This is a genomic window from Variovorax sp. CF079, assembly GCF_900101545.1.
Taxonomy (GTDB): Bacteria; Pseudomonadota; Gammaproteobacteria; order Burkholderiales; family Burkholderiaceae_C; genus Variovorax.
Genome location: NZ_FMZU01000013.1, coordinates 53,787 through 78,161 on the forward strand (window position 1 = coordinate 53,787; position 24,375 = coordinate 78,161).

Consider the following 24,375-nt stretch of genomic DNA (forward strand, 5'->3'; position numbering starts at 1 on the left):
TTAAGGACGCTCCAGGATGATTGAAGGTAAGACGATTCTTATAACCGGTGGCGCAGGGTTCATCGCAAGCACATTGATTGCCCGGCTCGCTGGGTCGAACCGCATCGTCGTGTACGACAACTACACGCGCAACACGCTGAAGGACACCCCATATGCCGAGCATCCGAACGTCTCGCAGATCGAGGGTGACGTGCTCGATTTCGAGCGGTTGAAAGACGCTATGCAGGGCGCGCAGATCGTCGTTCACGCTGCAGCCATCGCCGGCATCGAGTCGACTGTTCGGAACCCTGTTTCAACGATGCGCGTGAACATGATCGGCACCGCCAATGCCCTCGAAGCGGCGCAACAGGTCGGCGGCATCGACCGTTTCCTGGAATTCTCGACTTCTGAGGTTTTCGGCTCTCAGGCATTCAAGGTCAGCGAGCTCTCGGACACCGTGACTGGTGCTGTGGGTGAGGCGCGTTGGACCTACGCAGTTTCCAAGCTGGCAGGCGAACACCTCGCCCATGCGTACTACAAGCAGTACGGGCTTCCAGCAGTCACTGTCCGACCATTCAATGTCTACGGGCCTGGCCAGACCGGTGAAGGTGCGCTGTCCATTTTTATTCGCAAAGCGCTGAAGAACGAGGACCTTCTTATCTTCGGCGACGGCAGCCAGATTCGCGCCTGGTGCTTCGTGGACGATATGGTGAACGGCGTGCTCTGCGCCTTGGAGCATCCCGCAGCTGTGGGGGAGTCCTTCAACATCGGCAACGCCCGGGCCGTGACAACCATCTACGGCCTCGCCGAATCGGTATGTCGCATCGCAGGCGCGCGCTCCCGAATCCTCTTTAGGCCAGCACTATCGGCCGATATCGAACTTCGCATACCGAGAGTCGACAAGGCGAAAGAAATGATCGACTTTGAGGCGGCGGTTGACCTCGACGAGGGCCTGCGACGCACCATGCAGTGGATCGCGGCAAACGAGGGGCAACTTCCACCGCTTGCTTCCATCTTCAACACCTGAGCGTAAGAGGTTATGCCCCAGTCAATGTTGCGCCTCTCCATACCCAATCTGCCGCAAGAGGCGATCGATCGCACAGTGGCGGTGTTGCGTAGCGGGCAACTGGTTCATGGAACTGAAGGCGAAGCATTCGAAGTTGAACTCGCCCAGCACCTGGGGGCTCGCCATGCCGTTCTGGTGTCGTCAGGTACCGCTGCATTGCACCTGGCGCTGGTGGCGCTTGGCATCGGGGCGGGCGATTCAGTACTGGTGCCCAACTTCACCTTCCCCGCAACTGGCAACGTGGTGAAACTGGTGGGCGCACAGCCGGTTCTCGTTGACGTGGACCCGTCGTCGTATTGCATCACCTCGGCAAGCGCCAGTGCGGCTTTGGGGCGCTGGCGCTCACGAGGTGACGGAACGCGCCTGCGCGCAGTGATACCGGTTCACGAGTTTGGCCACCCTGTGGACATGGTTGAGCTATCGGCGTGGGCCGAGAAAGAAGGCTTGGTGGTCATCGAAGATGCTGCCTGCGCGATAGGAGCGCATAGCGGGAGACGTCCGGTGGGCACGTTTGGCGCAATTGGCTGCTTCTCGTTGCATCCGCGCAAGACGCTGACCACGGGTGAAGGCGGCCTGCTGATATCCGACTCCGACGACTTGGTGCGCCGCCTCCGGCGGCTGCGGAGCCACGGGATGGAACGCACCAGTGCGGGCATGGTTTTCCACGAAGCCGGATACAACTATCGACTCACCAACTTGCAATCAGCGCTCGGGAGAGCGCAGTTGCCGCACCTGGGTGACTGGATCGCAGCGCGACGCGAGCTCGCCACGTCATACCACGAGGCCCTCGAATCGTTCGCCGCTTCGGGGTATCTCGTCAGGCCGGCCTCTTGCGAGGGGCACAGCTGGCAGACCTATATGGTCGTGCTGGCTGATTGGCTGGATCGAGCGGCAGTTGTCAAGGCACTGGCCGCCGACGGCATTGAAGGAAATCTGGGTGCTCAGTGTTTGTCCGAGCTGCCGCCGTTTCAAGGGCTTGCCGCGTCGGAAGACGACATGCGCCATGCTCGACGTCTGTATCGGCAGGGGTTGGCCCTGCCGTTCTGCGAACAGTACGGTTCAGAAGAAGTTGGTCGCGTCGTCGCCGCACTCGGTCGCGCTATCGAACATAGCCAGAGGTCCGCTTGATGATGGACTTTCTAAAGAGGATCTATCCAGACGCAGATCGTCTGCTTGCCGAAGTATCGGCTGCGATGATCGACACCGATCGGAATCGGGGTCTGCGCGAGGATATCGTGCGCCGCTTTGTGGCACAGTTGTTGACCGACGACGAGCGTGCGCGTCTGTTCGGGTTGCCTGCTAGCTGCCGCGTCCGGGAGAACACGAAGATCCTCCAAGCAGAAAAATTGAAGTGCGGTGAACACGTCTGGATCGGTGAGAACGCTTACCTCGATGCGTCAGGCGGCCTCAGCATCGGCGACCACAGCACTATCGGTGTCGGCGTCTATGTTTGGACGCATACAAGCGTACTGGCCAATTTGCTTCACGAGAATCGACCGGGCGGGGCGCATGTCGTTCGACGTTCAACGCACATCGGCGCAGGTTGCTACATCGTGGGCCACAGCGTGATCAATCCCGGGGTGCGCATCGGCGATGGTGCGGTGGTGTTGCCGATGTCATGCGTCAGCGACGACGTTCCAGCCGGCGATATCGTTGCCGGCGCACCCGCGAAGAGTGTTGGGAGCGTCACTGAAGCATTCGTGACGCGCTTGAAAGAAGAACTGCGCCAGCAGCGTGATGAGCCCGGCACTGATGCCTAGCCCGATGAGCGTTCGATGAAAGTGTTCATCGGCCCGACAGAAGTGGCTGGCATAGCGCAGGGGCTACGAGCGGGTTTTGAGCGCATCGGGGTGACCGCAGAAATAGTGCTGGAAGCGGCGCATCCTTTCGGCTACGGCGCAACGGAGCCGGACGCGCTGCTGGTGCGCTGTTGGAAGTGGACGGGCACGCTATGCCGCCGCCTGCCGATGCGGCACCTGTGGCTAAAGGCGCCATTGGCGCTCGTTCATCTGATGCTGGGCTGGCCGGTGCTGTGTTGGGCGCTTTGGCGTTATCAGGCCTTCGTGTTTCTGGCTGGCAAGACATTGACCAACACCAAGTTCGAACTGTGGTTGCTGCGGCTGCTGCAGAGACCGGTCGTTGTTATCTTCGTCGGTTCCGATGCTCGGCCTCCGTATATCAACGGTGCCTACCCAGCGTCGACGCCGCAAGCAATGAAGCGTGCCACGCGGCGCCAGAAGCGCAAGGTGCGCCGTCTGGAGCTTGGTGCGACTGTCTGCGTCAATGCTCCGGGCACGGCTCATTTCCACGAGCGACCGGTCGTCAATTGGTTTGCGCTTGGTTTTCCGCGTAGTCTCGAAGCGCGGGTAGATGGCGCCTCGACTACCAACGGTGATTCGCACGGTTCGCTGGCCGACGCGCCGCGCACCGGAACGACGGTGTACCTGTTGCACAGCCCATCTCATCCTGCGGTCAAAGGCACAAGACGCATCGAGGCCGCGGTGCAAAGTTTGAAGGCGCGAGGATTCGCTGTCGAACTGCTGACACTGAACGGGGCAAGCAACAGCGCGGTGCTCGACGCGCTGCAGCAGTGTGACCTGGTCGTTGACCAGCTCTTCTCCGACACGCCGATGGCGGGCCTTGCCACGGAAGCGGCCCAGCTTGGCAAGCCCGCACTCGTTGGGGGATTTTTCTCGCGTGAGCTGCGTCAGGCGTTGAATGGCCTGCCGCAACCGCCGACGCGATTTGTGGATCCTGATTTCTTCGAGGTGGCATTGGAAGAACTCGTTGCGGATGCCGATGCGCGCCATGCGCTGGGCCAGGCGGCGAAGAACTTTGTTCAGACCGAATGGGCCTGCGAGCGAGTGGCGGAGCGACTGCTGCGCATTCTGCGCGGAGATGTGCCGCCAGCCTGGTGGCTGGATCCTTCATCAATACGCTATCTAGCCGGATGCGGTTTGCCCGAGGACAAGGCCCGGGAGCGCGTTCGCGAACTGGTCCAGCATGGAGGGATTGCGGCGCTTGCACTTACCGACAAGCCGAAGCTGGAGTCTGCGTTTGCGGCGTGGGCCGGAGTCAATTTGCCATGCTTAGAGGGCACCACCCGGGGGGCCACTTGATCCGCGAGTTGATGCGCGATGGCGCAATCTACGCACTTGCCGCCATCGCCTCGCGCGGGCTGTCGTTCCTGCTCGTGCCGCTATACACGCGGTTGTTGGCCCCGGCGGAATATGGCGCTCTCGATCTGATCGTCACTTTCGGGCTACTCGTCAATCTTGTCGTAGCGCTCGAAGTTGGCCAAGGCATGGCCCGAGACTGGGCCGAAGAACCCGAAGCGACGGCACGCCGGCGATTGGCGAGTACAGCTTTGCTGTTCACGTTGCTGGTCCACGCCGCGTTCCTGATCGTCGCACTTTTCGCCGCCGCGCCCCTCGCGAAAGGGCTGCTTGGCAGCACCGAACTCGAGCCGGTGATGCGGGCAGGTCTGCTGTTCATCGCCCTGAACGCCGTTTTTCTGCAGCTGCAAAGCCAGTTTCGCTGGGAGCTGCGGCCACGCGCCTATGCGGTCGTCAGCATGCTATATGCAGGGCTGACACTGATTCTGGGCGCGGTTTTGGGAAAGTGGGACGGTCTTCAAGGTGTTTTGTGGGGTCAGGCTGCCTCAGCTGCGTTGGCTAGCCTGATCAGCTTGGTGCTGCTACGGCACAGTCTTGAGCTGACTTTTGACGGCAAGAAACTGGCACGAATGTTGAAGTTTTCGCTGCCGCTCATGCCGGCTGGTTTGGCAATTTTCTGCAGCTTCTATGTGAACCGCTTGATGCTCAACGCCCTGTCGTCATTGGACGAAGTCGCTGTGTTCGGCGTCGCTTCCCGAATCGCCGGCCTGACTACTTTGCTCATCGTTGGGTTCCAGGGTGCGCTGACGCCCCTCATCTATGTCCACCATCGCGAGCAGAGTGTGCCGCGACAGCTTGCACGCATTCTCGAGGCCTTCATTGCGGCAGCTCTAGTGGCCTGTTTGGCTTTCAGCGTCTACGCGCGTGAAGTCTTGAACTGGATCACGACGCCCGACTATGCCGCTTCTGCCGTACTGCTTCCGTGGTTGGCTCCGGCGGCGTTGATGACCCAGATGTACATCTTTCTGCCGGGTATCGCGATAGAGCGGCGTACGGGTTGGCAACTGATGCTTACGTCGATCAGTGCCGTGGTGTCGATCGGCCTCAATGCGCTGCTGATCCCGCGCTGGGGTGCGTTGGGTGCCGCAGTGGCCACTTGCGTAGCAGCGATCGTGTTTCTGGTGTTGTGGCTTCGCGCCAGTCAGCGGTTTTATTCCCTGCCGCTGCGTATGCGGGCGGTGATGGCAGCCATTGTTGCCTACGGAGTTTGTATCGCGCTCGATCTACTGCTGGAAAGATCGCCTTGGAACGCAGAGGTCTTATTGGCACTCAAGGCACTGCTCGTAGCATTGCTGTTGGGTACAACGCTGTTCGTGGGGCTGGTTCGTCGCGACGATCTGGCACGATGGGGTTTGATGTTGACGCGATCAAGCGCTCGCGTGCAGCCTGCCGCGGTAGAGGAACCAGTGAAAGAACACACAGCGTGCCAGCACCTCCGCTCCGACAGGTGATTGTTTTTGCATTACCGACCTCTCCTGCAACGGGGCGAAGATGCGCAAGCATAGCAAGCTGAGCTGCGTTGCTGATTGAAGCTAGAAGCGATTCGTCATGAATATCATCACCATCGTTGGCGCGCGCCCTCAGTTCATAAAGGCCGCGGCCTTGAGCGCAATGTTGCTGCGGTCTGCTGGGGTACAAGAGCGTTTGCTACACACCGGCCAACACTTCGACGACAACATGTCGAGCGTGTTCTTCCGAGAACTTGGAATTCCTGCCCCCGATTGGAATCTCGGCGTAAGCGGCGGTCTCCACGGCGCGATGACCGGGGCACAGCTCGCAGGCATCGAAGAGGTGCTGGTGAATGAGCGGCCTGATACCGTGCTGCTATATGGCGACACCAATTCGACCTTGGCCGGAGCCCTTGCCGCGGCAAAACTGCAGATCCCGGTGGCGCACGTCGAGGCTGGCTTGCGCTCGTTCAATCGACGCATGCCCGAAGAAGTCAATCGCGTACTGACCGACCATGTATCGCATTGGCTGTTTGCCCCGACGGAAACTGCGGTAGCTAATCTTCAGCGCGAGGGAATCGCCAGCTCACAGGTCCACCTTGTTGGGGATGTGATGTACGACGCTGCGCTGTACTTCGCCGCGGTGGCGCTCGCTCGCAGCGAGCGCCCCTTGGCGCTTGCTGCTTTGTCGAGGCGTCCGTTCGTGCTGGTAACCATTCATCGTGCCGAGAACACCGATGAGCCGCAGCGGCTGCGCTTGATCGTGGAGGCGTTGATCGCGCTGTCCAGCGAGATTGATGTGGTTTGGCCGCTGCATCCGCGTACACGAGGCGTACTTGCGCGGCTCGGCCTGGACGTGAACGCAACGACAGGACTGCACTGCGTCGAGCCGCTGGGCTATCTCGACATGATCGAGATGGAACAGTCGGCGGAGATGGTGATTACCGATTCAGGCGGCGTCCAAAAGGAGGCCTTTTTCTTCCAGAAACCGTGCGTCACGCTGCGTGACGAAACCGAATGGGTCGAACTGGTCGATGCCGGATGGAATCGCCTCGTGCCGCCTACCTCGGCAGCGGCGTTGCGGACCGCTTTCCGTTCGGCCTTGGGTACCTCGGGTGAACCAGTGCGCCCGTATGGAGAGGGCGACGCCGCGCGGCGAATCGCAGACATCATGCGAGGATCCGAGGGGTGAAGATCCTGCTGATCAACCACTACGCGGGCTCCTTGCAGCACGGGATGGAGTATCGACCCTATTATCTGGCGCGCGAATGGGTTCGGTCCGGCCATACGGTGTGCATCGTGGCGGCTTCACACTCGCACGTGCGCAGCGTCCAGCCGGACCTCGCTGGACGTACGCACCGGGAGTCGATCGACGGTGTGGACTATCTTTGGTATCGGACTTCCCGGTACCGCGGGAACGGGATCGGTCGGGCGCTGAACATCGCTTCCTTTTGCTCTCAACTCATGTGGGATGCCGAACAGCTCGCGCGCGACTTTCAGCCTGATGTCGTGGTGGCGTCCAGCACTTACCCCATGGATATTTGGCCGGCACATCGCGTCGCACGGCTGGCTTCCGCAAAGCTGGTCCACGAGGTGCACGACCTGTGGCCGCTGTCGCCGATGGAGCTCAACGGCATGTCGGCGCGGCACCCCTTCATTGCGGTATGCCAGGCGGCCGAAAACTTTGCCTGCAGACGAGCCGATGTGGTTGTGTCCATGCTGCCCAAAGTCCACGATCATCTGGCGGCGCACGGGCTCGATCTGGCCAAGCTACATATCGTGCCCAATGGCGTGCAGACCGAAGAGTGGGATCAGGCCGGCGAAGCTCTTGCGCCGGAGCTCGCGCAGCACATTCGGCAGGCCCGTGGCGACGGGCGGTTGGTGGTGGTGTATGCCGGTGCGCATGGTTTGGCCAACGCGCTGGATTCGCTGCTCGACGCAGCAGCGCTGCTGGCCAAAGAGCCGTTTAGCTTTGTGCTCGTGGGGGACGGCGCCGAGCGCGGCAGGCTGTCGCGGCGAGTGGCATCCGAAGGGTTGACCCAGGTGCGTATGTTCGAGCCCATCCCGAAGCGTCAAATTTCTTCGCTGTTGGCCGCTGCAGATGTAGCCTACATCGGCTTGCAGCGCGTTCCGCTGTTTCGCTTCGGCATCGCCCCCAACAAGCTGATGGATTACATGATGGGCGGATGTGTGGTGCTCAGCGCCATCGAGGCAGGCAACGATCCGGTCCAGGAAGCTAGTTGCGGGCTGTCGGTGCCAGCCGAGTCGCCGACTGCGATCGCCGACGGGTTGCGCGCTTTGGCGAAGACCGATGTCGAGGCGAGGCATGCAATGGGGCGCAGGGGCAGAGAGTACGTGCGGCATCATCACACTTGGCCAACGTTGGCCAAGCGCTTCGTGGAGGCCTTGGCATGACAGAGGACTCGGCAGAAATTGCTGCGGTTCGCCAGCGCTACGCTCGGCGGCCAGTCCACGGCGTCGACTGGCGCTACAACCCGCTGAACCCGTCGGTATGGCAGTCGGTTCACGAGCGCCAGCAGAAGATGCTGCGGTTGTTTCGTCGTTTGGGTTGGCAAGATCTTTCCACGTTCGCGCTGCTGGAGGTCGGCTCCGGTTCGGGAGGCAATCTGCTCGAGTTGCTACGCTTCGGCTTCGACCCTCACAAGCTTCAGGGGGTAGAGCTCTTGGAAGAGCGTCACGCGAAGGCCAGAGACATGCTGCCGCCGGCGCTTCGCCTCAGCTGCGGCGACGCCTGCGAAGTCGATGTGCCATCAGCGAGCCAGGACGTCGTGCTGCAGTCCACGGTGTTCTCCTCGCTGCTCGACGACGCGTTCCAGCAACGCTTGGCCGACGCCATGTGGCGATGGGTGAAGCCCGGCGGCGGCGTGCTGTGGTACGACTTCACCGTCAACAACCCCGGCAATGCCGATGTGCGCGGTGTACCGCTCAAACGCGTTCGTGAGCTCTTCCCGCAGGGGAAAATGCAGGCCCAGCGCATCACACTGGCTCCACCGATCGCGCGGCGCGTGGCTGCTGTGCATCCTTCTCTCTACACCTTGTTCAATACCGTTCCAGTGCTGCGCACGCATGTGCTCGCGTGGATCGCCAAATCCTGAAGCCATGCCAGAAGAAGTCCCGTTCCTGCCGTTCGCATTGCCCGAACTCGGCGATGAGGAGCTCGCCGAAATCGCAAGCGCGCTGAAGTCGGGCTGGGTCACGACCGGCCCGAAGACCAAGCGCTTCGAAGACGCGTTCGGCGCGTTTCTCGGTGACCCGGCGCTGCATTGCCTGGCGGTCAACTCGGCCACGGCTGGCCTTCACCTTGCGCTCGAAGCACTCGGCATCGGCCCGGGGGACGAGGTGATCACCACTACGCACACTTTCACCGCCACCGCGGAAGTCGTGCGCTACCTGGGCGCCGACGTGGTGCTGGTGGATGTCGACCCCGTCACACTGTGCATCGACCCGCGAATTGTCGAAGCGGCGATCACACCGCGCACCAAGGCCATCATGCCGGTGCACTACGCAGGTCTTGCCGCGGACATGCCTGCGCTGCTGGCATTGGCCCAAGCGCACAAGTTGAAGGTGGTGGAGGATGCAGCGCATGCGTTGCCCACCACATCCGCCGGCCAGCTCGTTGGAACACTGGGCTCCGACGTCACCGTCTTCAGCTTCTACGCCAACAAGACGATCACCACCGGCGAAGGCGGCATGGTCGTCACCCGCGACAGCGCGCTTGCCGAGCGCATGAAGGTCATGCGCCTGCACGGCATCAATCGCGATGCCTTCGATCGCTTCCAGTCGAAGACGCCTGCCTGGTACTACGAGGTGATCGCCCCAGGTTTCAAGTACAACCTCACGGACATCGCCGCGGCGATCGGGCTGGTGCAGTTGACCAAGCTGCCGCGGTTTCTCGAGCGCCGCCAATACTTGGCCGCGCGCTACCACGAAGCGCTGAGCTCCTTGCCGCTGATCTGTCCTGCGGACCCTCCAGCGGGCGAGGTGCATGCCTGGCATCTCTATGTGATTCGCCTCGCTTTGTCCGCCAAGGTGACGCGGGACGAGCTGGTGCAGGCGCTGTCCGACCGCGGCATCGGTACCAGCGTGCACTACGTGCCGCTCCATCGACAGCCCTATTGGCGCGACCGCTACGCGCTCACCCCGGCGATGTTCCCGCACTCCGATGCGGCCTATCAATCGATGGTGAGCATTCCCTTGTTCACAGCGATGACCGACCGCGATCAGGACCGGGTGATTGCTGCATTGCGCGAGGTGCTCGGCTGATGCTCAAGCGGGTGTTCGATATCGTCTTTGCGCTTTGCGCGTTGTTGCTATCGGCGCCCCTGCTCGTGTTCGTTGCCCTGTGGATCAAGCTTGATTCGCGAGGGCCTGTTCTGTTTCGCCAGGAACGCGTCGGTTTACGGGGTCGGCTTTTTGCGATCTACAAATTCAGAACCATGCGGGTCGGCGCCGCGGAACAGGGCCCGCTGATCACGGTCGGGGCTGATCCGCGCATCACACGAGCGGGAGCGCTCCTGCGTCGATACAAGCTCGACGAACTCCCGCAATTCGTCAATGTGCTGGTCGGCGACATGAGCGTGGTCGGCCCGCGGCCCGAGGTGCCGCGCTATATCGCGCTGTATCCGAGCGAAGCGCGCGATCTGATCCTGAGCGTACGGCCGGGCATCACGGATCTTGCCTCGATTGCCTACAGAGACGAGAGCGCGGTGCTCGCTGCTGCGCAGGATCCGGAGGAGCTCTACGTTCGGGAAATCCTGCCCGCCAAGCTAGAGCATTGCTGCCAATATGCCCGTAAGCGGAGCTTGTGGCTTGATCTGGTTATTGTCTGGCGCACAGCGCGAGTCGTTCTGAGCCGAACGGCCCACGGAGAAGCTCGGGCCCAGCGCAAGGGCGCGGAGCGCTGAGGCAGTAACGATTTGCGGCGCTAACTAACGCCTTGCTCGCCGTGCCCCCGGGGTGCCTCCAAGCGGTGCTCGCAATCCCGAATGCACGCCGCATGCAAACTCGCCGATCAACCGCTGCTTGGCGCCAGTGCTCCGGTATGCATTAGCATTAGCCAACGTTGGGTCGAAGCGGCGCCCCGAAACCGCGCTCCATCCGGTTCGAAAGCAACATATAGGTCATCATGCGCCCGAGGCGTGACGCGCCGAGCACGCCACTTCAATCCACCGTCGGCACTTCACGCCAGTTGAGCAGCCGCAACGATTGGCTCGGCGGCGGCATGAAGCGCTGGTTTGTCACTTTGCCGGTCGAGTCGCCGGCTACCAGCCGCACCTTGTTGCCCACCTTGACGAACTCCAGGTCGGTGATCGCCGAGGCGGTCTCGATGTAGGAAACAATGGCGTCGCTGGTGTTTAGCAGAGTCGACTTGCCGTTTCCAATATCGATGGCGTAGATCCGGCTGATCCCCGAGGGGCTGCACGGATTGCCGGCGGTCATGAAGGCCGCGAAGGCCACGATGCCGCGGCTGTAAGTGGGGTGGTTGTTGGGCACCAGTCGCCAGGCGGAGGTCGTGCTGGTGCCCAGCTCGGTGTACCAGCCCATCGAGATATTGGTGAGGGTGATGCCCGCGGTCAGGTCGCTGACTTTGGTCAGCATGGAGCGCGTCAGCGGAAACGATGCGCTGGCCGGCAGGTCGGTTGCGCTGTTGAAGGTGTTCACGCCGCCGTCCAAGATGGCGTAGAAGCTCTGCGGCGCAGTCGACTCCACGTCCGAGATGTCGAGCAGACGCCCGGTACCCACCAGCACGAAGCGTTTGCGCGTGAGTGGCTGAATTTCGATCAGCGGCAGCGTGGTGATGGGTTGTGCGGTGCCGTCGTCGCTCTTGAGCGTTGCCAGCAGCAGGGGCGCGGGGTAAGCGGTAGTGGTAGTGGTGTCCTTGGCTGCCGTCACATCAAAGCGCCAAAGCTGACCGTTGAGATCTCCCACATAGAGGGCATCGACGGTACCGTCGTTGAACTCCTTCATGAAGCCGGTGACCTGAGTCAAGCCGTCCGAAGCGCTGCCGGTACGCACCTTCTCGAGCAGAGCGCCATTCGTGGGGTTGACGAAGTAGACGTAGCCGTAGCCGTCGCTGTTGTTGTAGCCCGAGGTCAGTATGGCTACCCAGCCGTACTTCTTGGTCTTGACCACCAGCGGCGCGCCGTAGCTGTAGCCCATGGTCGAATCGGTGAACTCCCACTTCACCTTGGCGGCCACCTTGGTTTCGTCGGTCATGGAGGCCGGGTCGGTGACATCGATGGCGTAGTAGCCCTTGCCGCCCTTGCCGAGCCCGCCGATCAACAGGGTGCGCCAGTCGGAATCCGATGCCTTGGTGGTCTTGAAGGCGCCGCCGGCATTGTTGAAGTCGAGGTCGTAGGCGATCGGCGTGGCGTCCACATAGTACTTGTGGGAGTACAGCGGGTTGCCCAACTGGGCCAGCAAGCCGTCGGCATCCGAACTGCTGGACTTTGCGAACAACGCGCTCGGCACGTACGCAAACACTTCCTTGCCGGCATTGGCATCGGTGCTGCTGTCGAGCGAGCCGTTGAAGCCGTGCAGCATGCCGTCATTGGCCGCCACGTAGACCATGGTGAGGCGATCTTTCCACGTGGTCTTGAAGTTGCTGTAGCCGACGTTGACCGTTTCCGAGAAGGTTCGCGACGGCACTGCCACCGGCGTGACCTTGGCATTGACCACATCGCCCAGCAGCGTCTTGCGGAACCGGTAGGGCTTGGTGGTGGTGATTTCGGTGCGTTCGTTGCTGCGGTCACCGCGCAGCCAGTTCAGGTAATTCTCGCTGTCGTCGGTACTCACATAGCTGGTGTCCAGGGTCGCCAGCTGTGTGCTGCTGAGGTTGGCTTTGCGAAACGGAATACCCGCCGAGCCGCTCCAGGTGGCCACTCGCCGATCCGTATTCCAGCCAGCACCGGCGAGCTGCGTTTCAAGAGTGGTGCCGGTGCTCCATTTGGCGGTGGCGGTGGGGGTGCCGTCGTCGGCAAAGGTCAGTTCGCTGGCCGACAGGACGCCGCTCCAGTACTTGGCGTTGAACTGGGCGCCATAGGAAGCCGACCCGCTGGAAGCGAACTGGAATGTCGATGGCGAGAACGAGGTGGTAAAGGTTTCGATCGCGTTGGCGATGGCTGCAAAGGCCTTTTTGAGGCCCGAGATCATGTCGTCGGGGTTGCCGGCAGTGAAGTAGTTATCGGGCTTCTTTTGGGTGGCATCTGTGGTGAGGCGGGTATCTGTCAGCGTATCGCCACTGGTGGACCACCAGAGGTCCGGGATGGCCTGGTCGAACGTGTAGGGGTCGAAGCCGCCGGGTACGTTGAGGCCGCCGAACTTGGCTGTCAGGTAGAACTGGTTGTTCTTTTGAAACGACTGCTCCAGCACGTCAACCCAATAGGTCTGCACGGTCTGTTTGCCGTCCACGTCGGAACGGATGTCCTTGGCGTTGGCGTCGTAGGCCAAGCCGGCCATGTAGGCGGAATTGCCACGGCCCGGGCCGCCCCATCCGGTGTTGTCGGTGCCGATGGCGCCAAGCCCTTGCAATGCCCCGACCTTGTCGGTCGCCTTCACGGCGTCGACCGTGGTGTCCTTGCGCACCAATTCCGGCGGGGTGGTGTTCACCAGGTCGGAAGGATCGGCCGTGTTGCCGGGTACGTTTCTGTCTGCATGGGTGTAGATGTCGCCGATGCCCAGCACAAAGTTGCGTTGGCAGGTGTACTGGATTGGATCTTTCCAGTCGGTAGCAATGACCGGGAAACCATCCACCCAGGTCTTTATCGTTGCGTTGGACGCGCCGGCAGTGTTGGTCCATTCAGGCACATTGCCAAGATTGCGGAAGTAGCGCAGAGCGGCGTAGTACATCTCGCTGACCGGATCGCGCGACTTGTAGTTGCCGGGTGTCAACTGGCCGAACTTGTTGAGGTAGTTGATCACACCGCTATCCGCGATGGTCACGCCCAACGCCGAGGTGATTTGATCGGGGTTCTGCACAAGCGTCCCGTCAGTAGCATTCCACTCCCCTACCGTATTGGTCTTCGCCGATTTCAGCGGTACCGGCTCGCTCGGGCCTACAAACTTCTGCTGCGCGCGCAGCACGCCGCCGTCGCGCGCGTTGCCATTGCCTGTGCCATCTGCGGCCGTGGACTGGTTGAGGTAGCCAAAGGCGCTGAAGCGCATCTTTTGCGCGTACTGCTGCAGCAAACCCTCGGGCTTGTAGTTGCTGCCGTAGGCCTTGCAATTGGATTCCACTCCGCCGGCGCCGGCCGAGGTGTCGCACACCTTCGTGCGCATCGTGAGGTCGTAGACGCCGCTGCCGGTTTCGTTGTTGTAGTCGACCGCCGTCGTGCTGCCGGCCGCGCCGCCAAAGGAGCTGAACACCGTGGGCGACGAGGGCGTTGCCCATTGCAGCTGTATCACCGCATCGGCTCCGCTGTCGAAGTATTCGAGCTTGACGGTGAAGCTGCTGCCCTTGGTCAGCGTGACCGTTGCGTCGTTGGTGGTGGTCGAGTGGTTCGTCCAGTTGTTGATGATCAGTACATCGTTGACGTACAGGCGCACGCCATCGTCGGAGATGGTGCGGAAGGTGTAGGTTCCGGTCTCTTGCGCGACGAAGGTACCGGTATAACGCGCCGCGAAATTGTCGGCGTTGATGTCCGAAAACGGCTTGGCCGAACCCCAGATGTGGTCGGCCGAATCGGCTGCCACGGTGCGGGTCGGGCTGCCGCTGAGCGCGGTGTTGTTGTAGTACTCGCCCTTGAGTGTGCGCGGGTTGGCGGTCAGGCGCATCTTGAAGCCCATGCCATTGACCTTGATGGTCAACTGGTTGGCGCTGGTGAAGGGTGTGGCACCGGCGATCTCGCTCACGGGCAGGTCACGGTCGTCAAACAGGCCCTGGCCCGAATGCCAGCCTTTTTCAAGAATGGTCTCGGCGGCTGTGTCGACCACGCGGCGCCCTCCGGTCATGGCCCAGCGAAAGGGGTCGATGGTGGCGGTGGCGGCCCAGTTCAGGAAGTTGCCGCTCCACTTGCTGTCGTTGCTGCCGGTGCATGTGTGGCTGGTGGCCGCGCCGGCCGGCTGGAAGTAGCTCTTGTTGCCGGTGGCGCTGCCGTCAGCCTTGGTCACGCCGTTGCTGGTGGCGTCGTAGGTGTAGGTGTAGCACTTGTTGGGATCGAAGTAGCCCTTGAACTCGCTGGCGCTCGAATAGGCGGCCGTGTGGGCCGTGCGCGAGGCTGTGGGCCACTCGACCGAGAGCGCCAGCGCCAGATTGCCGGGCACGTCGGCGGTAGCGGCCCAGGGTTGGTCGGCCAGGCTGGCGGCAGGAATCGGATTCTGCATGGCGAGCAAGGCCGCGCAGACGATGGTGGTGCGCGCGGCGCGGCGCAGGCCCGGGTGCGACGACAAAGGGTGATTCATGGCTCGTTGCCCCGGCTATTCGAGAGGATTGGTGAAGGACGATTGCAGGAACACCTGCGTGTCGCGCGGGCCGCTCACGCGGACTGTCAGGCGATAGACCAGCGCCAATGCATTGCCCAGGTCCTTGCCGGCGCGTCGCGCATCGCCGCCGATCAGGTCGGTGCTGGACGGAACGGAGACGCAGTGGACGTCGGCACCGGCTGACGTGGGCGGCGTGTTGGTGGTGGTGATGGTGGGTTCGCCGGTGGCGCTGCACAGGCGGTCGATCACGTAGCGGATGGTGACGCCTGCGGCGTCGTCCTTGATGTCGGCACTGGTTGGCGAAAAATCGGCGCCGGCGACGTTCTTGCCGGTGGGAGTGGCGCCCGTTTTGAGCAGTACCATCGGAATGCCCCGGTCGTTGGCCACCAACTGCACGGCGCTGTAGTTCCTGGCTGGCATGTTGTTGTACGTGTCGGCGACCGTGGCCAGCGCACCACTCTTGAACTGTGTCAGCACCGTCGAGGCCGCAAGTTCGCCCCGATTGACGAGGTCGCGCTTGAAGGCGAGGTTGCCGGCGCTGAACAGGGAGCTATTCATCGATCGCACCACGGCGACGCCGCCGGACAGCAGCACCACCAGCACGATGAGGCAAAACAGCAGCACCACGCCGCGCTCGCGCGATGCCTTGGGAAGGGATTGCTTGGTCATGTGGTCGGCAGCAACAGCATGTTGCGCAGAGGAACGGTGAATTCGACGACGCGGTGGCGGTAATGGCGGTCGGTGATCGGTACGTCCTGTTGGAAGGTCGCGTCCAGGCTGGTGAACAGGGTGAGCTTTGATGGGGCGACATAGCTCGCGTCCGCCTCCCCGTCCACCTTGACGTTGGTGCTGCTGCTCTTTTCGTAGAGTGTGCTGCGCATCACCAGCGCCACACGCACGGCCACGATCTGGCGCGCGGTGGCGGGCGTCTTCATCACGGTGGCGATGTCCCAGCCGGTCGCGTCGGGCGCGGCCCAGGTGTCGAGCTTGCCGTCGAGATTGGTGTCCAGACCGTAGCGCGCGTAGAGGCCGTAAACGCCTTCGGCGATCGGCTGCGGCGTGTCGGTGCCGCCGGTGCGCAGCAGGTCATAGCTGAAGAGCGTGTGGTTGTCGCCCACACCGAAGAGCAGGAACTGAATGTTGTCGGGCTTGCCCAGTGCCGAGAGATAGCCCGAGCCGTCCGCCACGCTCAATAGCGCCGTAGTGTTCGAGGCGTTGTGATAGCTGCCGGCCAAGGGCAGGCTGCCCCGGCCGAACTCGTGGCTGATTCTGTCGGTGTAGTTGTCGTCGAAAGTCGAAGCCGAGGAAACTTGGTCCAGCCGGCAGTCCGTCTTGCCGCTCTGGCTGACGAGTACCAGATCGTTCTTCAGCAGGCCGATGGTGGTGTTCAACGTGAGTTGGTCGCCGCCGGCGTTGCCGATGCTCGGGCGTGCCACATCGCCGGCCGCACCGTTGCTGCCCATGACCATCAACACATCCGAGCCCGACTTGGATTGACTCTTGCCGATCAGCACCGGTGCCACGCGCAGATCCTTCTGCCCGGCGAGATCACCGAGGAAACCGGCGAAAGGGGCCTTGAAGGCGCCATCGGCATCCGTGCGCGGCAGGATTGCCGCGTTGGAGCGATCGGCGCTGAGCTTGCAGCCGAACACTCCGCCCGCGCTCCACGCCTGCGTGAAAGCCGAGCCGGCGCTGCGCAGCGCGCGGTCGAGCACGCTGGCCGAATAGGCGCCCGCCTGGCCGATGTCGTTGTTCGAGGTGGTGGTGCGCTTGTGCGCCTCGCCAATGGTGATGGTGCTCGTCACGGCCAGCGTGACCACCAGGCCGATGACCACGGCGACCAGCAGTTCCACCAGGGTCAGGCCGTGTTGCGACCGCGGCAGCGGATCGCGGCGGAAGGGGCGCGTGGATTTCATGGCAGCACCACCTGGGTCGTGAGCCTGCTGTCGGCCGCTGAGGCGGCGCGGTTCGGCGCGCGCCAGCTAATGCTGATGGTGGCTGTGTCGCCGCTGGGGGTCACACTCGCGCTGGCGCCGGGCAGGGCGCTTTCCACCTTGTCTTCCCACTTTTCCTTTTCGGCGCTGGGCAGATCGACCGTCTTGTTGAGCCACATAGTGCTGGCCAACTCGTCAGCCAGCAGCGCGGCGCGGTTGCGGTCTTCGGCATCGACCGAGAAGTTGATGGCGCGCGCCTGCAGGCCGATCAGACCGAGGATGCCGAGCGAGAACAACAGGATCGACACGAGTACCTCAATCAGGGCGATACCGGCCTGGCTGTGCGCGGCGGGGTTGCGAGGAGCGGGTTTCATGAGGCGGTGCAGCCATCGGGCTGGGTAGCGGAAAGGGTCTTGGCCGGGTCGCACATGCGTACCTGGCCGCCGAGCTTGATCTGCACGTGCAGCGGCCGGTCGGCGCCGGCGAGTTCCACCTTGTAGGTGGAGTCGCCGGCTGTGCAACTGGCGCTGGTGACCCCGGGGGAGGCATTGGTCACCAGCCTGCCCAGGGAGTTGAAGCAAACCGCCACCGGGCCGGTGATGGTGACGTTGGCGCCGGAGGCTGCGAGCACGCCGGCCTCCACGAAAGCTGCGGTCTCGCCGCTGTCCGTCAGCGTGATGGTGTTGATGGCCCAATACTTGCCGTTCTCCTTGGCGGTATAGCCGTCGCTGGGATTGCTGTCATCCGTCAGCGCAAACACCACTTGGCGGCTGCGGCGCGTGGCCTCGGTCTGTGCAGTGCGCAGACCATCCTGCAAGGCGTTGGCGATGGTGCGCACCTTGCTGTTGGCAATCCAGGTCGAGAACGCCGGCACGGCCAGCATCGCCAGGAGCGCCATGATGGAGACAGTGACCATCAGCTCGATCAGCGTGAAGCCGGCCGCTCGTCGGTTGTATACCGGGAGAGCGTGCATCAGCAACCGCCCTTCTTGGCGACCCAATCGTTGGCGCAGCCGCTCCAGCCCGATACACCGGTGACCGTCGAGGTGCGGTTGTTCTGCTGGTCAACGGTGAAGGTGAAGCCACTGGTCGTGGCGCTGCCCTCCGCCTTCAGCTTGAACGCGGTGGTGGTGGGATCGCCGTCGCAAGACAGCGTAAAGGTGCCGACCTTGCGCTTGGTTTCATCGACCTTGCAGGGCGAAATGAAGGTGGTGCCAACCGAGGCGTAGGTGCGGTTGTCCTGGTAGAAGCGCTCCATGTCCGCCCGCATGGCGGCCAAGCCGTTGTGCGCGTCGACAAGCCGGCCGCGCATCACATAGTCCTGATAGGCGGGCAGGGCGATCGCGGCAAGTATTGCGACGATGGCGACCACGATCATGACTTCGATGAGTGTGAAGCCCGCCGAGCGGCAACGTGACAGAGAGGCGTTTTGCACTGTGATGACCTTTGATCGCAACGTTTACGATGGTCACAAATTGTCACCAATCCAACGATTTTTGATTTACCGCTTGTCAGCACGCCGCTCCCTTTCGTCGACTCTGGATGGGCAATTCGTGTACTTTTTCCTGCAGGCACAATTTCGCGCATGACGCCAAACGCAGCTCGCGCAGACGCGCCCGCACCCGATATCGCCTCGGTCCTCGTTCCTGCTGCGCTGATCGCGCTGTCCTTTCTTTTCCCCTTCGCCGCTGGTCCATCGGCCAACGTCTGGCAGCAACTGGCGGCATGGAGCTGTGCGGCGCTGCTGCTGCTGGCAGGACCGGTAGCGCTGCCCGCGCGGCGCGTGGGGCTGTGGTTGGCTCTGGCCGGCGTGTCGATCCTGGTGAGGCGATCCGACAACCCGACACTCGATATTTCCACGGTCATTGCCGTGGCGGTTGTGGGCTTGGCGGCCTGCGTGGGTGCCGGGCTGGCACGCGTGTCGGCGTCACGGCCTTCGGCGCTGGCGTGGGGCCTGCTCGCGGCCGGCCTCATCAACGCCGTCCTCGGCCTGCTTCAGTACTACGGCCTCGCCGAGCCGCTCGCCCCGTGGACGACCTCATCCGACTTGGGCCAGGCTTACGGCAACCTGCGCCAGCGCAACCAGTTCGCCACGTTGATCAGCATGGCCTTGATCGCAGGGCTTTGGCTGCATGCGGCAAGCGGCCGCCGCGTACGCGCTGCGCTGCTGCCGGCCGGGCTGCTTCTGATCCTCGCAGCCGCCGCTTCCACCTCGCGCACCGGGCTGCTGCAGCTTCTGCTGATCAGCGGCACCGCCGCTTTGCTTGCCTGGCGTGAACGGCATCGCTCGAACGGGAGAACTGCGGACTACATGCTGCCGCACCCCCTGGAACTGCTGGCCCTGATTCCCGCCTATTTCGCCGCCGCCTGGCTGCTGCCTTTGCTCGCCGGCTCCGGCGTCGAAAACATGATGCACCGCCTGCGCGAAGGCGCGCCCGATGCGCACAGCCGCCTGGTGCTCTGGCGCAACGTCCTCGACCTGATCGCCCAGCACCCCTGGACCGGCTGGGGCTGGGGCGAACTGAGCTTTGCGCACTACAGCACGCTCTACGACGGCTCGCGCTTCGTCGAGATTCTCGACAACGCCCACAACCTGCCGCTCCATCTCGCGGTCGAGCTCGGCATCCCGGCGGCGCTGCTGATCTGTGGTGGTTTCGGCTGGCTGGTGCTGGCCGCGCGACCCTGGCGCGAGACGGATTCGGCGCGGCTCATGGTGTGGGGGTTGCTCGGCGTGATCGTGCTGCACAGCTTGCTCGAGTACCCGCTGTGGTACGGGCCCTTCCAGCTCGTCTTCGGGCTGTGCATGGGCTTCCTGTGGCCCGGATCGCGGGAAGCACGGTTGAAGCGGAATGCAGGGCCTTCGTTGGCTGCTGCGGCGGTCCTGATGGTGGCCGTCGGCTACGCCGCGTGGGACTACACCCGCATCAGCCAGATCTACCTCGCGCGCGATGAGCGTTTGTCGACCTGGCGAGACGACACCCTGGCCAAGCTCCGGGGCTCATGGCTGTTTGCGAACCAGGTGAAGTTCGCCAAGCTCATGCTGACGCCGGTCAGCGCCGCCAACGCGGCCGAGGTGCACGCGCTGGCGCAGCACCTTCTTCACTTCTCGCCCGAGCCGCGGGTCATTGCCAAGCTGATCGACAGCGCCATGCTGCTCGGTCTGAACGACGAAGCGCTGGCGCAGGCGATGCGCTTCAAGAAGGCGTTCCCACGCGAGTACGGCCGCTGGCTCGACAACCAGCCGATAGACGATCCGTTCGAATAGGCCCGTTTCAGCCTGCCGGGGGGTCGCCCGCCGTGTAACTCCCCGACTTCCCCCCGTGCTTCTCCAGCAGATGCACACCGTTGATCGTCATCCCCCGATCCACCGCCTTGCACATGTCATAAATCGTGAGCAGCGCCACCTGCACCGCCGTCAGCGCCTCCATCTCGACCCCGGTGGGCCCAACCGTCTCCACCGTGGCCGTGCACGCCACCTGTGGCACCCCGCCCTCAGCAATGGCGAAAGCCACCGCCACGCGGGTCAGCGCCAGGGGGTGGCATAAGGGAATCAGGTCGCTGGTCTTCTTGGCGGCCTGGATGCCCGCGATGCGCGCGATGCCGAGCACATCGCCTTTCTTGGCCGTGCCCGATTCGATCAGCGCCAGGGTCGAGGCCTGCATCTCGATGCGGCCGGTCGCCACGGCCACGCGGTGGGTGGCGGGCTTGCCCGCCACGTCGACCATGTGGGCCTGGCCTTGGGCGTCGAAATGGGTGAGTGGACTCATGGATGAACGTTCCGTAGAGTGACGCATCATACGAGGCCGAGCCATTGACGAGGAATGCCGCGCTTGACTCTTTTTCTCCACCCGATTCGACCGCCGAGGCCTCGGCTGCGAACCCTGTGCGCTACGCTTTTGATAGCATCCCAGCTCGCCCTGCCGTCCTTGGCGCAGGCCCAGCTGCTGCCGGGGATGGGCGACGGCGGCGAGATGACCGCCAGCGCTGAGCGCCGGCTCGGCGACCAGATCGCGCGCGAGCTGTACCGCGACCCCGACTACATCGACGATCCGGTCCTGGTCGAGTATGTGCAGGACATCTGGCAGCGCCTGCTGGCGGCGGCGCGCACCCGTGGCGATCTCACGCCCGAGCTCGACGAGCGCTTCGCCTGGACGGTGCTGCTGGGGCGCGACCGCAGCATCAATGCCTTCGCGCTGCCGGGGGGCTATCTCGGGCTGCACCTGGGGCTGATCTCGGCCACCGGCAGCCGCGACGAGCTCGCCACCGTGCTCGGGCACGAGCTCTCGCACGTCACGCAGCGCCACATCTCGCGCATCATGGCCAAGCAGAGCCGGCAGATGCCGCTGCTGCTCGCCGGCATGATCCTCGGCATGATCGCGGCCGGCAAGAGCCGCAATCCGGATGCCGGCCAGGCGGTGATGATGGGCAGCCAGGCCGCCTTCGTGCAGAGCCAGCTCGGCTTCTCGCGCGACATGGAGCGCGAGGCCGACCGCGTCGGCTTCGGCGTGATGACGCAGGCCGGCTTCGCGCCGCAGGGCGCCGCCGCGATGTTCGAAAAGCTGCAATACGCCTCGCGCCTCAACGACAACGGCTCCTATCCCTACCTGCGCGGCCACCCGCTCAACAGTGAGCGGATCTCGGACATGCAGGGGCGCTTCCAGTTCAAGCCGGGCGCGGAGCACACGATGCCGCTCATCATGGACCACGCGATGATCGCCGCCCGCGCCCGGGTGCTCTCGCGCCCCGGCGTCGACGTGCTGCGGCTGTGGGTCAACGCCGCCGGGGCCGGCGAATTCGCGCGCAGCTCGCCGGCCCAGCAGGCCGGTACGCTCTACGCGGCGGCGCTGTCGGCCAACGAGCTGCGCGATTTCAAGGCCGCACGCGCGCTGGCGCAGCGGCTGGTCGCGCGGACGTCGGAGGATGCGGCGGCCTCGCGCCTGGCGCGCCTGCTGTCCGCCGAGGTCGAGCTCGCGGCGAACGATGCCCCCAAGGCGGCCGCATTGCTCGATACCAAGGCCAAGGACCGGCCGGAGATGCTGCTCGCCGCGCAGGCGGCCGTCGCCACCCGCAATCCGGCGCCGATGGTCGCGCCGCTGCGCGACTGGGTGGCCGGGCATCCGCGCGATGCGACCGCCTGGCGCACGCTGGCCAATCTCTACGGGGCGCAGAACGACACGCTGCGCGCGGTGCGCGCCGATGCCGAGGCCAATGTCGCCGTCCTCGACTACGCGGGCGCGCGCGACCGGCTCAAGGCTGCGCAGGAACTGATGCGAAAGAGCGCAGAGGGGCAGGGCGGTGTGCCCATCGATCACTACGAGGCGTCGATCATCGACACGCGCGCGCGGGCGGTCGAGGCGCTGGTGAAGGAGCAGGCGGCCGAACCGCCGCTCAAATGATTCGCTTGGAGAACAGGCCGCCCAATGCCGCCTCGATGACGATACCGAGCAGCGAGTAGATCAGGGAGCCGATCAGCGCCGCCACGAAGCCGTTGACATGGAAGCCCCCGAGCAGCCCCGAGGCGGCCCAGAACAGAAGCGCGTTGATCACGAACAGAAAAAGCCCCAGCGTCACGATGGTGACCGGCAGCGTGAGCACCACCAGCACCGGCCGCACGAACATGTTGAGCAGGCCGATCACCGCCGCGGCGATCAGCGCCGAGGTGAAGTTCGGCACCTGCACGCCGCTGTAGACGTAGGTGACTGCGAGGAGCGCGAGCGCGCTCAGCAGCCATTTGAGGAGAAGTCGCATGCGCCGGACGCGGGACGACGAGCCCTATTCCGACAGCTCGTTGGCCAGCACCAGCAGCGCGCCCATGCCCAGCACCGCGCCCGGCAAGGCCCAGCCCGACTGGCCGGGCGAGGGCACATCCGGCGCCACGGGCTCGAGGTCGACGCCGATCTTCGGCCGCCGCGCATCGACGACCTGGGCCGCGCCGTGCTCCAGCTTCAGCCGCTGGGTCAGCTCGGCCAGCGGCCCCTTGGCCAGGACCGGCGTGACCTCGCCGCCTTCGAGCCGCAATGCCGGCAGCAGCTGCTCCTGCACCTTGGCGAACCATTTGCTGCGCCAGTTCTCGCGCGCACTGTGGCTCACCCATTTGCTGATGCGATGCGTCATGCGCGGCGCGCAAGCCACCAGCACCCAATGCCGGGCACCCGTGCCGACCGCTTCCGGCGACAGCTTCGCGAGAAACTCGCGCGCATAGGCCGCATCGTCGACATACAGAATGATCTTTTCCATGGGTGCTCCTTCTTTCTTGCGAGATCAGGCCGTGGCGGTGCTTTCGGGTTTCGGCTTGCGCATGGCAACCCACTTGCCGATGGCCAGCACCAGCAGCGCGCCACCGATACCGGCAATGTAGCGCACCGTGTCGGTCTGCGGGAGCTTCGGCACCCAGGTCCAGGCGGCAAGATTGCTGACGGCCGGGTCGGTCACGGCCATCGTGCCCGCGATCCAGCCCAGGAGCATGCCGCCCAGCGTGATGATGATCGGGAAGCGGTCCATCAGCTTGATGACGAGCTGGCTGCCCCACACGATGATCGGGATGCTGACCAGCAGGCCGAAGATCACCAGCGGCATCTGGTGGCCCTGGCCCGCACCCTGAGCGGCGCCGGCGATCGCGATCACGTTGTCCACGCTCATCACCAGGTCGGCCACGATCACGGTCTTGACGGCGGCCCACAGCTTGTCGCTGGCGGCGATGTTGCCGTGCGCGTCATCGTGGTCGGGCGCGAGCAGCTTGACGCCGATCCACACCAGCAGCAGCGCGCCGACCACCTTCAGGAAGGGGATCGCGAGCAGCGTGAGCGCAAAGAAGATCAGGATCACGCGCAGCACGATGGCGCCGGCCGTGCCCCAGAGAATGCCCTTGGTGCGCAGCGCCGGCGGCAGCTTGCGGCAAGCCAGCGCGATCACGACGGCGTTGTCGCCGCCGAGCAGGATGTCGATCATGATGATTTGACCGACGGCGACCCAGAATTCGGGGGCCAGTAGCTGTTCCATAAAGTCCTCTGTTCGTTTTGCTCTATCCCGAGCAGCTCGGATGAAGCGACTGAATGAGGACCGGGTGGCCCCGGGAACTTGCAATCGCTTCGATCAAACCTGCACGGGTTCAAATCGAAGGTCTTGCTCGGCAGCGTGTATGGGCTGCCCGTCAGGCCGGAAGTGTTGTGCGCTTCGTATTGACGACCTGGCGATATCCGCCTTCGGGAAAGCGGACGGGAGCTACTCCCCTTCGTGGCCTGAATTAAAGCATCGAGACCCCCGGCGTGGCAACTGGAATTTCCCCGGGCTTCAAAGAGAAAACGTCTGCATGCGCCGTTGTTCGGCCATCCG

Annotated in this window: 22 protein-coding genes; 12 read left to right on the forward strand and 10 right to left on the reverse strand. The window is 63.6% G+C overall.

Annotation, left to right across the window (positions count from 1 at the left end; translation table 11 throughout):
• Window positions 1–16 precede the first annotated feature (16 nt).
• From BLS74_RS18240 to BLS74_RS18280, 10 genes are all read left to right on the forward strand, one after another.
• A complete protein-coding gene (locus BLS74_RS18240) occupies window positions 17–1,006 on the forward strand; it encodes an NAD-dependent epimerase/dehydratase family protein (protein ID WP_093108556.1) in 990 nt (329 codons plus the stop codon).
• Window positions 1,007–1,030: 24 nt separating this feature from the next.
• Window positions 1,031–2,173: a DegT/DnrJ/EryC1/StrS family aminotransferase gene (locus BLS74_RS18245; RefSeq protein WP_170855641.1), complete on the forward strand. Its 1,143-nt coding sequence runs from the start codon at window positions 1,031–1,033 to the stop codon at window positions 2,171–2,173.
• Window positions 2,173–2,805 (forward strand): acyltransferase, encoded by a 633-nt coding sequence (locus tag BLS74_RS18250; protein ID WP_093108558.1) that lies wholly within the window; start codon window positions 2,173–2,175, stop codon window positions 2,803–2,805. The genes BLS74_RS18245 and BLS74_RS18250 overlap by 1 nt, the downstream gene beginning before the upstream one ends.
• 15 nt (window positions 2,806–2,820) lie before the next feature.
• Window positions 2,821–4,164: a glycosyltransferase gene (locus BLS74_RS34460; RefSeq protein ID WP_170855643.1), complete on the forward strand. Its 1,344-nt coding sequence runs from the start codon at window positions 2,821–2,823 to the stop codon at window positions 4,162–4,164.
• The gene (locus BLS74_RS18255; protein ID WP_170855644.1) at window positions 4,161–5,672 is read left to right on the forward strand and encodes a lipopolysaccharide biosynthesis protein; all 1,512 of its coding nucleotides are present in this window, start codon (window positions 4,161–4,163) and stop codon (window positions 5,670–5,672) included. Before BLS74_RS34460 ends, BLS74_RS18255 begins: the two co-directional genes overlap by 4 nt.
• A gap of 97 nt (window positions 5,673–5,769) precedes the next feature.
• Window positions 5,770–6,861, forward strand: a complete 1,092-nt coding sequence (wecB, locus tag BLS74_RS18260; RefSeq protein WP_093108560.1) for a non-hydrolyzing UDP-N-acetylglucosamine 2-epimerase — start codon at window positions 5,770–5,772, stop codon at window positions 6,859–6,861.
• A complete protein-coding gene (locus BLS74_RS18265) occupies window positions 6,858–8,084 on the forward strand; it encodes a glycosyltransferase family 4 protein (RefSeq protein ID WP_093108561.1) in 1,227 nt (408 codons plus the stop codon). The genes wecB and BLS74_RS18265 overlap by 4 nt, the downstream gene beginning before the upstream one ends.
• Window positions 8,081–8,785 (forward strand): class I SAM-dependent methyltransferase, encoded by a 705-nt coding sequence (locus BLS74_RS18270; protein WP_093108562.1) that lies wholly within the window; start codon window positions 8,081–8,083, stop codon window positions 8,783–8,785. Before BLS74_RS18265 ends, BLS74_RS18270 begins: the two co-directional genes overlap by 4 nt.
• Window positions 8,786–8,789: 4 nt before the next feature.
• Window positions 8,790–9,953 (forward strand): DegT/DnrJ/EryC1/StrS family aminotransferase, encoded by a 1,164-nt coding sequence (locus BLS74_RS18275; RefSeq protein WP_170855645.1) that lies wholly within the window; start codon window positions 8,790–8,792, stop codon window positions 9,951–9,953.
• The gene (locus BLS74_RS18280; protein ID WP_093108564.1) at window positions 9,953–10,594 is read left to right on the forward strand and encodes a sugar transferase; all 642 of its coding nucleotides are present in this window, start codon (window positions 9,953–9,955) and stop codon (window positions 10,592–10,594) included. The genes BLS74_RS18275 and BLS74_RS18280 overlap by 1 nt, the downstream gene beginning before the upstream one ends.
• A gap of 256 nt (window positions 10,595–10,850) precedes the next feature.
• Here BLS74_RS18280 and BLS74_RS18285 read toward each other — a convergent pair whose 3' ends face one another.
• The 6 genes from BLS74_RS18285 to BLS74_RS18310 all read right to left on the reverse strand — a co-directional run bounded on the left by BLS74_RS18285 (window position 10,851) and on the right by BLS74_RS18310 (window position 18,478).
• A complete protein-coding gene (locus BLS74_RS18285) occupies window positions 10,851–14,798 on the reverse strand; it encodes a PilC/PilY family type IV pilus protein (RefSeq protein ID WP_244503923.1) in 3,948 nt (1,315 codons plus the stop codon).
• 306 nt (window positions 14,799–15,104) lie between these two features.
• On the reverse strand, window positions 15,105–15,779 hold the full coding sequence (locus BLS74_RS18290) for a hypothetical protein (RefSeq protein WP_093108566.1): 675 nt from the start codon (window positions 15,777–15,779) through the stop codon (window positions 15,105–15,107).
• A complete protein-coding gene (locus BLS74_RS18295) occupies window positions 15,776–17,026 on the reverse strand; it encodes a PilW family protein (RefSeq protein ID WP_093108567.1) in 1,251 nt (416 codons plus the stop codon). The genes BLS74_RS18290 and BLS74_RS18295 overlap by 4 nt, the downstream gene beginning before the upstream one ends.
• Complete coding sequence (gene pilV / locus BLS74_RS18300) at window positions 17,023–17,418, reverse strand: type IV pilus modification protein PilV (RefSeq protein ID WP_093108568.1); 396 nt, start codon at window positions 17,416–17,418, stop codon at window positions 17,023–17,025. The genes BLS74_RS18295 and pilV overlap by 4 nt, the downstream gene beginning before the upstream one ends.
• A complete protein-coding gene (locus BLS74_RS18305; protein WP_093108569.1) occupies window positions 17,415–18,017 on the reverse strand; it encodes a GspH/FimT family pseudopilin in 603 nt (200 codons plus the stop codon). Before BLS74_RS18305 ends, pilV begins: the two co-directional genes overlap by 4 nt.
• Window positions 18,017–18,478 carry a type IV pilin protein gene (locus tag BLS74_RS18310; RefSeq protein WP_348272432.1) on the reverse strand — a complete coding sequence of 154 codons (462 nt, stop codon included), beginning with the start codon at window positions 18,476–18,478 and terminating at the stop codon, window positions 18,017–18,019. The genes BLS74_RS18305 and BLS74_RS18310 overlap by 1 nt, the downstream gene beginning before the upstream one ends.
• A 150-nt stretch (window positions 18,479–18,628) precedes the next feature.
• Between BLS74_RS18310 and BLS74_RS18315 the strand changes: the two genes are divergently transcribed.
• Entirely contained in the window at window positions 18,629–20,308 is a 1,680-nt protein-coding gene (locus tag BLS74_RS18315; RefSeq protein WP_093108571.1) for a PglL family O-oligosaccharyltransferase, read from the forward strand.
• Between the two features lie 7 nt (window positions 20,309–20,315).
• Here BLS74_RS18315 and moaC read toward each other — a convergent pair whose 3' ends face one another.
• A complete protein-coding gene (gene moaC, locus BLS74_RS18320; RefSeq protein WP_093108572.1) occupies window positions 20,316–20,810 on the reverse strand; it encodes a cyclic pyranopterin monophosphate synthase MoaC in 495 nt (164 codons plus the stop codon).
• A gap of 54 nt (window positions 20,811–20,864) precedes the next feature.
• Here moaC and BLS74_RS18325 point away from each other — a divergent pair, with 54 nt between their 5' ends.
• Window positions 20,865–22,439, forward strand: coding sequence for a M48 family metalloprotease (locus tag BLS74_RS18325; RefSeq protein ID WP_093108573.1), 1,575 nt, complete (start codon window positions 20,865–20,867; stop codon window positions 22,437–22,439).
• On the opposite strand, the gene BLS74_RS18330 is transcribed toward BLS74_RS18325, so the two are convergent.
• From BLS74_RS18330 to BLS74_RS18340, 3 genes are read right to left on the reverse strand one after another with little or no spacing between them, the layout of a single operon-like run.
• Entirely contained in the window at window positions 22,432–22,791 is a 360-nt protein-coding gene (locus BLS74_RS18330; RefSeq protein ID WP_093108574.1) for a phage holin family protein, read from the reverse strand. The two genes, BLS74_RS18325 and BLS74_RS18330, sit on opposite strands and share 8 nt — an antisense overlap.
• A gap of 24 nt (window positions 22,792–22,815) precedes the next feature.
• Window positions 22,816–23,280: a hypothetical protein gene (locus tag BLS74_RS18335; protein WP_093108575.1), complete on the reverse strand. Its 465-nt coding sequence runs from the start codon at window positions 23,278–23,280 to the stop codon at window positions 22,816–22,818.
• A 24-nt stretch (window positions 23,281–23,304) separates the two neighbouring features.
• On the reverse strand, window positions 23,305–24,042 hold the full coding sequence (locus tag BLS74_RS18340; RefSeq protein WP_093108576.1) for a TerC family protein: 738 nt from the start codon (window positions 24,040–24,042) through the stop codon (window positions 23,305–23,307).
• Window positions 24,043–24,375: the final 333 nt, after the last annotated feature.

Coding starts and splice junctions, on each gene's coding strand:
- BLS74_RS18240 (WP_093108556.1), top strand. CDS start 17: ATGATTGAAGGTAAGACGATTCTTATAACCGGTGGCGCAGGGTTCATC.
- BLS74_RS18245 (WP_170855641.1), top strand. CDS start 1,031: ATGTTGCGCCTCTCCATACCCAATCTGCCGCAAGAGGCGATCGATCGC.
- BLS74_RS18250 (WP_093108558.1), top strand. CDS start 2,173: ATGATGGACTTTCTAAAGAGGATCTATCCAGACGCAGATCGTCTGCTT.
- BLS74_RS34460 (WP_170855643.1), top strand. CDS start 2,821: ATGAAAGTGTTCATCGGCCCGACAGAAGTGGCTGGCATAGCGCAGGGG.
- wecB (WP_093108560.1), top strand. CDS start 5,770: ATGAATATCATCACCATCGTTGGCGCGCGCCCTCAGTTCATAAAGGCC.
- BLS74_RS18270 (WP_093108562.1), top strand. CDS start 8,081: ATGACAGAGGACTCGGCAGAAATTGCTGCGGTTCGCCAGCGCTACGCT.
- BLS74_RS18275 (WP_170855645.1), top strand. CDS start 8,790: ATGCCAGAAGAAGTCCCGTTCCTGCCGTTCGCATTGCCCGAACTCGGC.
- BLS74_RS18280 (WP_093108564.1), top strand. CDS start 9,953: ATGCTCAAGCGGGTGTTCGATATCGTCTTTGCGCTTTGCGCGTTGTTG.
- BLS74_RS18290 (WP_093108566.1), bottom strand. CDS start 15,779: ATGACCAAGCAATCCCTTCCCAAGGCATCGCGCGAGCGCGGCGTGGTG.
- BLS74_RS18295 (WP_093108567.1), bottom strand. CDS start 17,026: ATGAAATCCACGCGCCCCTTCCGCCGCGATCCGCTGCCGCGGTCGCAA.
- pilV (WP_093108568.1), bottom strand. CDS start 17,418: ATGAAACCCGCTCCTCGCAACCCCGCCGCGCACAGCCAGGCCGGTATC.
- BLS74_RS18305 (WP_093108569.1), bottom strand. CDS start 18,017: ATGCACGCTCTCCCGGTATACAACCGACGAGCGGCCGGCTTCACGCTG.
- BLS74_RS18315 (WP_093108571.1), top strand. CDS start 18,629: ATGACGCCAAACGCAGCTCGCGCAGACGCGCCCGCACCCGATATCGCC.
- moaC (WP_093108572.1), bottom strand. CDS start 20,810: ATGAGTCCACTCACCCATTTCGACGCCCAAGGCCAGGCCCACATGGTC.
- BLS74_RS18325 (WP_093108573.1), top strand. CDS start 20,865: ATGCCGCGCTTGACTCTTTTTCTCCACCCGATTCGACCGCCGAGGCCT.
- BLS74_RS18330 (WP_093108574.1), bottom strand. CDS start 22,791: ATGCGACTTCTCCTCAAATGGCTGCTGAGCGCGCTCGCGCTCCTCGCA.
- BLS74_RS18335 (WP_093108575.1), bottom strand. CDS start 23,280: ATGGAAAAGATCATTCTGTATGTCGACGATGCGGCCTATGCGCGCGAG.
- BLS74_RS18340 (WP_093108576.1), bottom strand. CDS start 24,042: ATGGAACAGCTACTGGCCCCCGAATTCTGGGTCGCCGTCGGTCAAATC.